Below are 12,520 nucleotides of genomic sequence, written 5' to 3'. Positions count from 1 at the left end.
GATGCGAGAGATACGCCGACCTGGGATGTCGAGTTGAATACAGCACTTGAAAAGCACACCAATCGGCTCCCTCTCCTCGGGGAGAGGGCTGGGGTGAGGGGCGAATCCACCGAAAATCCCAAGCCAACCACCCGCTTCTAACCACTCAACAATGAGCGTTAGCTCGCGTGCTCTTGATCTTGCCTAACCAGCGACATCGGAAGGCTGAGCGCAGGGATTGATCCGGGCGTGGGAGCGCAGCGACCGTACGACGAAGTCGTACACAGCGGACGTAGGTGCAGCGAAGCAAACCGTAGCCGCTGCGCCCGGATCAGTCCCGGAGCAAAGGGACCCGAGCCTGCGAGGGCCGAACGCAGGAGCAAGCCTTTTCGGTTACCTTTTCGGCGTCTGGAAAAGGTGACTCGCCGTAAGGGCCATCCCTTTCAAGGTCTTTTCGTTTTTTTAGCCTTGATTAACCGGTCCGTTGAAACATGCGCATGTACTGCGGTGCCCTGGACCCATGTTTTAGGCTTGGGCACTTTGGGACCGCGAGGGCTTTTCGCGACTTGTTTGGGCTGGATATTTCTGGCCAGTTCCAATAAGCGCTGGGCCAGTTTTTCTAGCGGGATAACGGGAAGATGTTCCGCGGGCAACGCAATTTGCATTCCCTCATACCCACTCCTGACTTGAACCGCCAAGTGATAGATAGAGGCCTCCCATCCTTTAGGCTGGGTATCGCGATGAGCTTGCTCAACACTTCGTTTGAGGACGGCCAGAACGTTATAGGCCAGTACCGCCGTAGCGAACCCGAGCAAGGCAGCCTTTGGGCTACCAAGAGTTTCAATCTCACTTTCCAGAATCGCTTCCAGTCGCTGGAACATACCTTCAATGCTCCAGCGGCGGCGATACAGTTCCGCGATCTGTGGCGCACTGACGCTCTCAGGCAGGTTGCTCCAGAACATCAAACTGCTGTCACCGGAGTCCGTTGGCGAATGAAGCGTCAGCTCGACACGCCGGCATTGGTAACCGCCTCTGACCTGGATGATCTGCTCTCGCACAGTGCCTGTTTCCACAGGTACCGGCTCTTGCCATTCACCCTCTTGAATCAAGCGTGGATGTTTGGCTTGCTGACGAATGACAAACGAGGTTTGAACCTGCTCACAGGCCTCCATAACCGGCAGCGTGCAGTAGAGCCGATCAGCCAGCCAGACTTGGCCCGGCTCGGCATTGGCCAATAGAGGCAGCACACAAACACGCTCACTTGCGTACGCATCCTCACACGCCTGAAGGTCGATGACCTGGTCCAGATCGGGGTCGTAGGCAACCACCGAAAAACCGGGACGAGCAGCGCCGCGCTCATTACGTAAAGCTCCTAGACGCTTCTCAGTGGACGCCAAGTGGTTGCCATCCACCACCCGAATCTGCCAGCCCGGCAACATCGCCGTGCAGCCCAACTCCCTGATGGTTGGAGTCAGGCGCTGTGCACAGCCCGTAACCAACGCGCGCAACAGAGCAGGCTCGGTACGACTGATCTTGTCGTAAAGAGCCGCCAAGCTCACAGGAAGATCTTCAAGCTGTCGCGCGGCGGCGTGAAGGGATGGCTTCAAGCCCAATGAAACAAGGGACATCAGCTTGATAATGGTCGAAAACAGCAGTTCGCGAGAGTACTGCCGTTGCCGATGCTCTTCGAAAACCTGATCGATCCACTCAGGGGCAATAGCCTGCTCCAGCGCCAATTTGGCCATGACACTGGCAGGTGCTTTTTTCTCGAAACGCGCTAGAACATCGGCCCACATCGTTCGGGTATCCCTAAATGAATTTCAGGGGATTTTACAGAAGACCTTGAAAGGGATGGCCGTAAGGGCGAAACCGCCATCAGCATCACCCAAAAAAAACGGATATTCACCCAAAAACCCAAGAACCTGGTCGGCCCAGAGGCCGCCAAGGCCAACCTAACGAGCCGCCCCGAGCTGCCCCTTTTCATCAGAAAAAACAATCTCAACCCGACGATTCTGCGCACGCCCACGCTCGGAAGCATTGGCATCCACAGGATACTCATCCCCATACCCCTCAACCTGAATCCGCTTGTCATCAATGCCCAGGTCAATCAACACATCCGCCACCGACTGCGCCCGGTCGCGAGACAACTTGAGATTCTCCTGCTTGCCCCCGGTACTGTCGGTATAACCCTCGATCCGCACCACCCGCTTGGGATTCAACTGCAGAAACTGGACAATCTTCAGCACCACCCGATTGGCCGAATTCTTCAGCTCCGCCTCACCAGTATCGAACAGCACATCGCCCAGCGTCATCACCAGACCCCGATCAGTCTGCGTAGTCGCCAGTGCGACAATCTGCTCCTCAAGCCATTTGCCCTGCTGCTGCACACTCAACAGCTTCGATTCGCGCAAGGCCAGTTGCAAACGCTGACGCTCCAGCTCCAGCTTGGCCGCACGCTCTTCGTTGAGCACCTGATTGGTATGCTCGCGAGCAATTTCGCTGTAACGCTGGCTCAGATAAGCGTAATGCACCACGTCCGCACCGCTACCCCAATAGGTCGACAGGCGATCGGCGCGCGCCAAAGACTCACCGGCACGAATCACATCTTTCGGCGCGATACGCAACACGCTGGAATCTTCCTTGACCTTCTGAAAGTCGCTGCCAGCCTGTTGCAAGGCCGCTTCACTGTGCTGACCGGCGCAGCCAGAAAGGCTCGCGCAACCGACGAGGATCACGCCGCCGAGAATTTTCGCTGACAGGTTCATTGGGCACTCCCCAGTTGCTTGCGCAGTCGGGTGATGCGGGTGTTCAGTACATTCAATTGCTCTTCACTTTTCTGGGTCAGCACCTTGGCTTCGGCCAGCCGCGCATCCAGTTCAGCCTGCTCGGCGCGCATCCGCGCGTTGCGGTAAGACTGGTCGGCCATGTTGCCTCTGGCGCGGGTGTACTTGGTTTCCGCCAGTTTCATTTCCGGCACTTCGTCGGCCGTGGCCCCAACAGCCTTGGCCTGTGTGATGGCCTGTTCGGTCAGACGCATTTGTTCGATGGGTGCCGGATCGGTCGCGCAACCGGCCAGAGCCAGAACGGCCACGGCCGCGAAAAGAGGTCGAATACTCACTAAGAATCCCTACTGTTTGGGGGCGCTGACGGCTTGTTGCGGTTGTTGCTGCTGCGCCTTCCAGCGCTCGATATTGCGTTGCAGCGCGGCTTCCGTCAGTCCAGACGCGGGCAATTCTGTCATCTTTTTGGCTAGCTGTCCGCGCAACCACGGATCGTTACATGCCGAGTTATGGGAAACCGCGAGAAACAAACCGGGCCGATCGATGGGTTGCTCGAACGCCAGCAGGTCATTGGTCATGCCCAAGGCCTGCGCGGCGGCCATCCCTGAATAGCGAGCGGCGAGTACATATTCCACTTCTCCCAGAAGCAGTTTCTGCAGAGCCTGGGTGAGGTTGGCTGTCTTGGTCAGGGTCAGATTCTGCTCGGCGAAAATGCCGAATGCCTGGGTCATCCGCGACTTTTCCGACAGCGCGCCGGCATGCCCGTGCAGGTCTTTGGCGTCGCTGTAAACCAGGGTCGAGCCTTTGCGTGTCCAGACCAGATAGTCGTTTTCCAGCAGCGGCGGATGAATGTAATCGAGGGTTTCCAGCTCGTTGAGGGTCAGCGGCGCGTCGGCGAGCAGGTCCATGCGCCCGCTGCGCACCTCGTCGAGCGCCTGCGCGCGTTTGCCGGCATACAGCAGCTCGATTTTGATGCCGAGGTCTTTGCCGACTTGCTGCAACAGGTCGGCACTGGCACCGATCAGCCGTTTCGGGTTTTGGGGGTCCTGCCACAGGTACGGTGGCGCATCGGGGCTACCGGTGACGACGAGTCGCTCGCACTTGCCCGTCGCTGATGCCACCAGGGGCAACAGGGCCAGACCCAACAACCATCCGCAGCGCAGATCCATGGCAACACGCTCCACTCAAATCCAGGACAAAAAAAACCCGACCAAACGGTCGGGCTCTTTATAAGTGAAGCGGCTGGATTAGACCAGCTTCTCCAGCTCAGGTACGGCTTCGAACAGGTCAGCCACGAGGCCGTAATCGGCCACCTGGAAGATCGGCGCTTCTTCGTCCTTGTTGATCGCAACGATCACTTTGGAGTCTTTCATGCCGGCCAGGTGCTGGATCGCGCCGGAAATACCGACGGCGATGTACAGCTGTGGCGCAACGATCTTGCCGGTCTGGCCGACCTGCATGTCGTTGGGTACGAAACCTGCGTCGACCGCGGCGCGCGAAGCACCAACGGCAGCGCCGAGCTTGTCGGCCAGCGCGTACAGATGCTTGAAGTTGTCGCCGTTCTGCATGCCGCGGCCGCCGGAAACGACGATCTTGGCAGCAGTCAGCTCTGGACGATCGGACTTGGCCAGCTCTTCGCCAACGAAGCTCGAAATGCCTGCATCGTGCGCAGCGCCAACGGCTTCAACAGCCGCCGAACCACCTTCAGCGGCAACCGGGTCGAAACCGGTGGCACGCACGGTGATCACTTTGATCGCAGCGGTCGATTGCACGGTAGCGATGGCGTTACCGGCGTAGATCGGGCGTTTGAAGGTGTCAGCGCTTTCGACCGAGATGATCTCGGAGAGCTGGTCAACGTCCAGCGCGGCAGCAACGCGCGGCAGAATGTTTTTGCCGTTGGAGGTGGCGGCAGCCAGGATGTGGCTGTAGCCAGTGCCCCCGCCTTCATGGGCAAGAGCTGCAACCAGCGGAGCAACGTTTTCCGGCAGCTGATGCGCATAAGCGGCATTGTCAGCGTTGAGGACTTTGCTCACGCCAGCGATCTTCGCAGCGGCGTCGGCCACCGGGCCTGCGCCCTGACCGGCCACCAGAACGTGGATGTCGCCGCCGATTTTGGCAGCGGCAGCCACGGTATTCAGCGTGGCCGGAGCCAGCACTTTGTTGTCGTGTTCGGCGATTACCAAGATAGTCATGATTAGATTACCTTCGCTTCGTTTTTCAGTTTCTCGACCAGTTCAGCCACCGACTTGACCTTGATGCCCGCGCTACGTGCAGCCGGCGCTTCGACTTTAAGAGTCTTGTTGGTGGAGGCGGTGGAAACGCCCAAAGCGTCCGGAGTCAGCGTCTCGAGAGGCTTCTTCTTGGCTTTCATGATGTTTGGCAGGGACGCATAACGCGGCTCGTTCAAACGCAGGTCGGTGGTGACGATGGCCGGCAGTTTCAGCGAAACGGTCTGCGCGCCGCCGTCGATTTCGCGGGTCACGGCAACCGTGTCGCCGGAGACTTCGACTTTCGAGGCGAACGTACCCTGACCGTAGCCGCTCAGTGCAGCGAGCATCTGGCCGGTCTGGTTGTTGTCGCTGTCGATTGCCTGTTTGCCGAGGATCACCAGCTGCGGCTGTTCCTTATCGACCACAGCCTTGAGCAGCTTGGCCACGGCGAGGGAAGTCAGATCTTCCGCAGATTCGACGAGGATGGCACGGTCGGCACCCAGAGCCAGTGCGGTACGCAGCTGTTCCTGAGCGGTGGTCGGGCCGATGGAGACGACGACGATTTCAGTCGCAACGCCCTTCTCTTTCAGGCGTACGGCTTCTTCCACTGCGATTTCGCAGAACGGGTTCATCGACATCTTGACGTTGGCGAGATCGACGCCGGAATTGTCCGCCTTGACGCGAACCTTGACGTTGTAATCCACAACGCGTTTGACAGCTACAAGAACCTTCATGGATTCCTCGTTACTCTCCGGTGAAAAGAAAGTCGCCTAGGCGAACCTGGCGGTTGATGTTCATCAGGCTAAAGGGCACCTCTAAAAACGCCGACGAGGGTGCAAGGTCGCTTTCGTGGCGAATGCCGCTGACCGTTCGTCAGCGGTGACTGACCAGTCGTGGATATTCAACCCCTGCAAGCTGCGCGAAAAACGGCGCTGCGCTTGACCTTCAAATGCCTGTGCCCTGTCTTTAGACGTGCTCCTGACAGCGCCAGTCTGCTTACGACCAGCGCAAAACCGCCCGTATCTTGACCGGAACGCCTATTCCGGTCAATACAGCAAAATGACCACTCATAAGCCGCGCTTCTTTGATTTATGTGGGCTGGAGGCAATTCAAACAAACGTTTGTATTGGACGCTGGGAGTGGTGTAGATATAATGCGCCGCCTAGAGAGAAAGGTGGGTTTTCCGTTATCCCCCTTGACGTTAACGTAAAGGCTGGCGGGATGCGACATCAAACCTCCAAATCAGAAAAAAAACTGTTGAGCCTTGAGTAGGAGATAGCCTGTGGAACGCGAATACATGGAATTCGACGTGGTCATCGTCGGTGCCGGCCCCGCGGGTCTGTCCGCCGCCTGCCGTCTGAAGCAGAAGGCCGCTGATGCCGGTAAGGAAATCAGCGTTTGCGTGGTCGAAAAAGGCTCCGAAGTCGGCGCACACATCCTGTCCGGTGCGGTGTTTGAACCCCGCGCACTGAACGAGCTGTTCCCGGACTGGAAAGAACTTGGCGCCCCGCTGAACACGCCGGTGGCCCGCGATGACATCTTCGTGCTGAAAAACGCCGAAAGCGCGCAGAAAATCCCTGACTTCTTTGTGCCCAAGACCATGCACAACGAAGGCAACTACATTATTTCCCTCGGCAACCTGTGCCGCTGGCTGGCCCAGCAGGCGGAAAACCTCGGCGTCGAAATCTACCCGGGCTTCGCCGCGCAGGAAGCGCTGATCGATGAACAAGGCGTAGTCCGCGGGATCATCACCGGTGATCTGGGCGTCGACCGCGAAGGCCAGCCGAAAGAAGGCCTGTACACCCCGGGCATGGAACTGCGTGGCAAATACACGCTATTCGCCGAAGGCTGCCGTGGCCACATTGGCAAGCAACTGATCAAGCGCTACAACCTCGACAGCGAGGCTGACGTTCAGCACTACGGCATCGGTCTGAAAGAAATCTGGGAAATCGACCCGGCCAAACACCAGCCAGGCCTCGTGGTGCACACCGCCGGCTGGCCGCTGGACATCATGGGCACCGAGAACACCGGTGGCTCGTTCCTCTATCACTTGGAAAACAATCAGGTGGTGGTCGGTCTGATCGTCGATCTTTCCTACAGCAACACCTTCCTGTCGCCGTTCGACGAGTTCCAGCGCCTCAAGCATCACCCGGTTCTCGCGCAGTACCTGGAAGGTGGCAAGCGCATCAGCTACGGCGCCCGCGCCATCGCCAAGGGCGGCCTGAACTCGCTGCCGAAAATGGTCTTCAAGGGTGGCGCGCTGATCGGTTGCGACCTCGGCACCCTGAACTTTGCCAAGATCAAGGGCAGCCACACCGCGATGAAGTCCGGCATGCTCGCCGCCGAAGCGGTGGCTGACGCGCTGTTTGCGGAGAAGGACGGCACTGAAGAGTTGACCACTTACGTCGACGCCTTCAAGAACAGCTGGCTTTACGAAGAACTGTTCGCCAGCCGTAACTTCGGCGCGGCGATTCACAAATACGGCGCGATCATCGGCGGTGGTTTCAACTGGCTGGATCAGAACATCTTCGGCGGCAAACTGCCATTCACTCTGCGTGACACCAAGCCGGATTACGCCTGCCTCAAGCTCGCCGCCGACTGCAAGAAGATCGATTACCCGAAACCCGACGGCAAGCTCAGCTTCGACAAACTCAGCTCGGTGTTCATCTCCGGTACCAACCACGAAGAAGAACAGCCGTGCCACCTGAAGCTGACCGACCCGAGCATTCCGATCAGCAAGAACCTGCCGCTGTATGACGAACCGGCGCAGCGCTACTGCCCGGCCGGCGTATACGAAGTGGTGACCAAGGAAGACGGCGAGAAGCGCTTCCAGATCAACGCCCAGAACTGCGTGCACTGCAAGACCTGTGACATCAAGGACCCTGCGCAGAACATCACCTGGGTCGCGCCGGAAGGCGCCGGCGGCCCGACTTACCCGAATATGTAAGTCGTATCGCTGAACAACAAGGCTCCCTGAACGGGGGCCTTTTTGTTGCCCGCAATTCACGCAACAATACCGCCCCCCCTGTAGGAGTGAGCCTGCTCGCGATAGCGGTATATCTGTGCCGACAATATCGACTGACAGACCGCTATCGCGAGCAGGCTCACTCCTACAAGGAACAGCGCAGAATCAAGCAGCCCGCTCATCCCCCGGACTACGCTCGAAGTAGCGCTTGTACTCGCGACTGAACTGCGACGTGCTCTGATACCCGACCCGATGCGCCACCTGCGCTACGCCCAGCCCTTCGGCCACCAGCAACGTCTGCGCCTTCAACAAGCGTAAACGCTTGAGATACTGCACCGGCGACAACAACGTGCTGCGTTTGAAATGCTCATGAAAGGTCGACACGCTCATGTTCGCGCACCCGGCCAGCGTTTCGACGTTCAGCGGCTCGGTGTAATGCGCATGCAAATGACTGATCGACGCCGCCACTCGTGCAAACTGCCCCTGCTGTTCGACCAATGCCCGCAGCACATCCGCCTGCGGCCCGCGCAAAGCGACGAACAGCAACTCACGCACCCGCGCCGGGCCGAGAATCTGGCACTCCAGCGGATCGTGCAAACAACTGAGCAAGCGCTCGACGCAACCGCGCATGCCATCGTCGAGCACCACCGAGGTCATCGACTCCGGCGTCTGCGCCGGAATATGCCGCCCCGGCGCCAGGCCCATCGCCAGCACCAGCTCACCGAGCAGCACCCGATCGATCGCCACCGAGACGCCAAGCAGCGGCGCATCCGGCAAGGCGAACGTCTCGCACTCGAACGGCACCGGCAGCGCCTGGATCAGGTAATGCCCGGCACCATATTCCATGGTTCGCGGCCCGAGAAACGCCAGTTTGCTGCCCTGGGCGATGATCATCAGGCTCGGCTCATAAATGTGCGGGCCACGGGCGACGTCGCAACTGGCGCGCAATATTTGTACGCCGGGCAAGCCGGTCTGGCTGTAACCATCGCGCAGCGCTAGCGGTTCGATCAGCGAAACCAGCCGCGCGTTGGCATCAAGATGACGGGTCAGTTGCATCGAGTCGTTCTTCACAAAAAAACACGCAATAAGGGATGAAAGCATCATCGCAGATCCGTTCGCCAATGCGACCGCGCAAACCCGCATGCCGGAGAATTAGGCATGAGACCCGGAGAATTCGTCATGGCCGCACAAGCATTCGGCGCCCAGAATTCGCCGCCTCACTTGTTCCTGTTTCTGCGAGGTTTGCCCATGTACACCGCGATCGGTTATGCCGCCCAATCAGCCACCACTCCCCTCGCCCCGATGAAATTCGAACGCCGCAGCCCACGTGCTGACGACGTGGCCATCGAGATTCTGTACTGCGGCGTCTGCCATTCCGACATTCACCAGGCACGCAACGAATGGGGCATCGCTGTTTATCCGTTGATGCCCGGCCACGAGATCGTCGGAAAAGTCACCGCGATCGGTGCGAATGTCACCCGGCACAAGGTCGGCGATCTGGTCGGCGTCGGCTGCATGGTCGACTCGTGCCGTACCTGCGAAGCCTGCCAGTCGAACCTCGAGCAATATTGCCTCGAAGGCCCGACCATGACTTACGCCACCCCGGACCGGGTCGATGGCAGCAACACCATGGGCGGTTATTCCGACAGCATCGTGGTCAGCGAGCACTTCGTCGTGCGCATCCCGGAAAAACTGGCCCTGGCCAGCGCCGCGCCAATTCTCTGCGCCGGCATCACCACCTACTCGCCACTCAAGCACTACGGCGTAAAGGCCGGCGACAAAGTCGGGATTCTCGGCATGGGCGGCCTCGGCCACATGGGCATCAAGTTCGCAAAGGCCATGGGCGCTGAAGTGACGCTGTTCACTCGCTCGGCGAGTAAAGCCGAAGAAGGCCGTCGTCAGGGCGCCGACCATGTGATCGTGTCCACCGACGCCGAGCAAATGAAAGCCGCGGCCGGTTACTTCGATTTCCTGCTTGACACCATTCCGGTGCAGCACGACCTTAACCCGTACCTCGATACCTTGCGTTTTGACGGCGTGCACATTCTGGTCGGCCTGATCGAACCGATCGATCCGCCAGTGCACGCGGCCAAACTGGTGCTGGGGCGTCGGGTATTGGCCGGTTCGTTGATCGGCGGCGTTGCGGAAACCCAGGAAGTGCTGGATTTCTGCGCCGAACACAACATCACCTGCGACATCGAAATGCTCGACATCCGCCAGATCAACGAGGCTTACGCGCGGATGATTGCTGGCGACGTGAAGTACCGCTTCGTCATCGACATGGCGACGCTCAAGGCTTAAACCGCAAAGGCTTATACCTTCAAGCCAAGCTCCGCCGACAGCCGGGCTGTGACTCCTTTGATCAGGGGAATCAGCTCGGCCATTTTCTCCAGCGGCATATAGGGCACGGTGCTGGCGATGCTGATCGCCGCCACAATGCCTTTGCTCGCATCGCGAATCGGCGCCGCCACACAGCGGATCGACGGTTCGTTGTCTTCCAGGTCGAAGGCGTAGCCACCGGCCACGTACTCGCTCATGCGCTGCTCAAGCTGTTCCCACGACTGCTGGGGATGCTGCGGCCAGAACTGACTTTTCCCACCCGCCGGCAAGCTGATGTCGTACAGACGTTGCCAATCTTTCGGCGAATCATCGAGCATCAGCGCCTTGCCGATGCCGGTGCGCGCCAGCGGCATGCGATGGCCGACCCGCGAGCGCATTTCCGGGCCGTTGCGCCCGGGATTCTTCAGCAGGTAAAGCACCTCATCACCTTCGCGAATCCCCAGGTGCACGGTGTCACCAGTCAACGACGACAATTCGTCCAGATACGGCCCGGCCAGAGTCACCAGCGGCAATTCTTCGCGAGCCTGAAAACCCAGTTCGATCAGCTTCGGCCCGAGCAGATAACCGATTTGCGGCACCACGCGCAGGTAGCGCTCGTCGACCAGGCAACTGGCCAGACGATGGGTGGTGCTGCGCGTGGTGCCGATCAGCCGGGCGATCTCCTTGAGATCGCGGGCGCCACTGGCCACCGCTTGCACCACACCGAGGCCGCGCAACAGCGTCTGGGTGCCGGTGGGCGCGGCGTCCTTGGTTTTTTCCGGGGCGTCTTCCTGCATATCCAGCCTTTTACCGTTGAGCGAGGGAACGGGCGGCATTATGGTCGCCCGACGCAGACCACTACAACTCGATACGTTCGACCTTGCCCACCAGCAGCACGTAGGACAACGCACCGACCAGCGCGAGCACGGCGATGTAGGTGATCGCCGGCGCGAACGAATCACCGCTGGCGAGGAAGCCGATCACGATCGGTGTGGCGATCGCCGACAGGTTGCCGATGAAATTGAACACCCCACCCGTCAGCCCGAGCAGGCGTGCCGGGGCCAGCGTCGAGACCAGCGACCAGGTGATCGAAGCCAGGCCGTTACCGAAAAACGCCAGCGCCAGGAAGGCAATCACCAACGGTGTCGATTCAACGAAGTTGGCGCCGATGATCGCCGTGGAGATCAGCAATCCGCTGATGATCGGCAACTTGCGCGCGAAGCCGACGGTGTAGCCGCGACGGATCAGCCAGTCGGAAAAGAACCCCGAGCACAGCACACCAACGAACGCGGCCAGAAATGGCAGCGACGCCAGCAGGCCGGACTTGATGAAATCCATGCCGCGATATTTCACCAGATAGGTCGGGAACCAGGTCAGGAAGAACCACAGCGTCGAGTTCAGGCAGAACTGGCCGAGGTAGATGCCCCACAATTTGCGCTTGCTCAGGACAATGCCCAGATCGGTCCAGCTGAATTTGGCTTTGACCTTAGCCGTTTCCGCCTGGATATCGACCAGCCCGCCGCCTTCGTGAATCAGCTCGATTTCGGCTTCGTTGGTGCCTTTGAAATCACGCGGCTCGCGATACACCGCGTACCAGATCAGCGCCCAGAGAATGCCGACCGCACCGGTCGCGACGAACACCATGTGCCAGCCGAACGCGTGTTGCAGCCACGCCAGCACCGGCGTCAAAAAGGCCAGACCGACGAACTGCCCAGACGTGTAGAAACCGATCGCCGTGGCGCGCTCGCGCTCGGGAAACCAGGTAGTGACCACGCGGCTGTTGATCGGATACGCCGGCGCTTCCAGCGCACCAACTGCCATGCGCAGCACGAACAGGGCGATGAAACTGCTGACGAAACCGAGCATCACCGTGGCCACCGACCAGAGCAGCAGCGCGACGCTGTAGAGAATCCGTGGCGGTACGCGATCGACCAGCCAGCCGCCGGGGATCTGCATGGCGGCGTAAGTCCAGCCGAACGCAGAAAAGATCAGCCCGACATGCACCGGATCGATGCCCAGTTCGCTGGTCAGCGCCGGCGCGGCAATCGACAGGTTGCTGCGGTCGAGGTAGTTGATGACCACGGTGATGAACAGCAACACCATGATGAAAAATCGCTTGCGGCTGGGCGTGACTAAAGACGCCTGCCCGGTGAGGGTGTGCGATTGCATGAGGAGAGCCTCTTTTTATGTTTATTGAGGTCGGCCTGAGGCCTGCACTGCTCCCTGTGGGAGCTGGCTTGCCAGCGATAGCGGTGTGTCTGTCACAT

At 59.5% G+C, this 12,520-nt stretch carries 11 protein-coding genes; 2 read left to right on the top strand and 9 right to left on the bottom strand.

Features of this window, described 5'->3' with window-relative positions:
- Positions 1-422: 422 nt before the first annotated feature.
- The 6 genes from J3P93_RS08120 to J3P93_RS08095 form a co-directional block, all read right to left on the bottom strand.
- Complete coding sequence (locus tag J3P93_RS08120; RefSeq protein WP_434598321.1) at positions 423-1,724, bottom strand: IS4 family transposase; 1,302 nt, start codon at positions 1,722-1,724, stop codon at positions 423-425.
- Between the two features lie 207 nt (positions 1,725-1,931).
- Positions 1,932-2,744 carry an OmpA family protein gene (locus J3P93_RS08115; protein WP_434596418.1) on the bottom strand — a complete coding sequence of 271 codons (813 nt, stop codon included), beginning with the start codon at positions 2,742-2,744 and terminating at the stop codon, positions 1,932-1,934.
- A complete protein-coding gene (locus J3P93_RS08110) occupies positions 2,741-3,097 on the bottom strand; it encodes a DUF4398 domain-containing protein (protein ID WP_434596416.1) in 357 nt (118 codons plus the stop codon). The genes J3P93_RS08115 and J3P93_RS08110 overlap by 4 nt, the downstream gene beginning before the upstream one ends.
- Before the next feature lie 9 nt (positions 3,098-3,106).
- Complete coding sequence (locus J3P93_RS08105) at positions 3,107-3,928, bottom strand: substrate-binding periplasmic protein (protein WP_434596414.1); 822 nt, start codon at positions 3,926-3,928, stop codon at positions 3,107-3,109.
- 78 nt (positions 3,929-4,006) lie between these two features.
- On the bottom strand, positions 4,007-4,951 hold the full coding sequence (locus J3P93_RS08100; protein WP_434596412.1) for an electron transfer flavoprotein subunit alpha/FixB family protein: 945 nt from the start codon (positions 4,949-4,951) through the stop codon (positions 4,007-4,009).
- 2 nt (positions 4,952-4,953) lie between these two features.
- Positions 4,954-5,703 (bottom strand): electron transfer flavoprotein subunit beta/FixA family protein, encoded by a 750-nt coding sequence (locus tag J3P93_RS08095; RefSeq protein ID WP_090285137.1) that lies wholly within the window; start codon positions 5,701-5,703, stop codon positions 4,954-4,956.
- A gap of 548 nt (positions 5,704-6,251) precedes the next feature.
- Between J3P93_RS08095 and J3P93_RS08090 the strand changes: the two genes are divergently transcribed.
- The gene (locus J3P93_RS08090) at positions 6,252-7,916 is read left to right on the top strand and encodes an electron transfer flavoprotein-ubiquinone oxidoreductase (protein ID WP_434596410.1); all 1,665 of its coding nucleotides are present in this window, start codon (positions 6,252-6,254) and stop codon (positions 7,914-7,916) included.
- A gap of 183 nt (positions 7,917-8,099) precedes the next feature.
- Here the strand turns inward: J3P93_RS08090 and J3P93_RS08085 are convergent, their stop codons facing one another.
- The gene (locus J3P93_RS08085; RefSeq protein ID WP_016770956.1) at positions 8,100-8,990 is read right to left on the bottom strand and encodes an AraC family transcriptional regulator; all 891 of its coding nucleotides are present in this window, start codon (positions 8,988-8,990) and stop codon (positions 8,100-8,102) included.
- 192 nt (positions 8,991-9,182) lie between these two features.
- Between J3P93_RS08085 and J3P93_RS08080 the strand changes: the two genes are divergently transcribed.
- A complete protein-coding gene (locus J3P93_RS08080; protein ID WP_093099459.1) occupies positions 9,183-10,235 on the top strand; it encodes an NAD(P)-dependent alcohol dehydrogenase in 1,053 nt (350 codons plus the stop codon).
- Positions 10,236-10,246: 11 nt separating this feature from the next.
- Here the strand turns inward: J3P93_RS08080 and J3P93_RS08075 are convergent, their stop codons facing one another.
- Complete coding sequence (locus J3P93_RS08075) at positions 10,247-11,050, bottom strand: IclR family transcriptional regulator (RefSeq protein WP_090285143.1); 804 nt, start codon at positions 11,048-11,050, stop codon at positions 10,247-10,249.
- A 61-nt stretch (positions 11,051-11,111) separates the two neighbouring features.
- Complete coding sequence (locus tag J3P93_RS08070) at positions 11,112-12,422, bottom strand: MFS transporter (RefSeq protein WP_434596407.1); 1,311 nt, start codon at positions 12,420-12,422, stop codon at positions 11,112-11,114.
- Positions 12,423-12,520 lie beyond the last annotated feature (98 nt).

Source organism: Pseudomonas sp. R3-57 (assembly GCF_051132065.1).
In the GTDB taxonomy this organism is placed as follows: Bacteria; Pseudomonadota; Gammaproteobacteria; order Pseudomonadales; family Pseudomonadaceae; genus Aquipseudomonas.
This window is presented reverse-complemented; position numbering and strand designations above follow the sequence as displayed.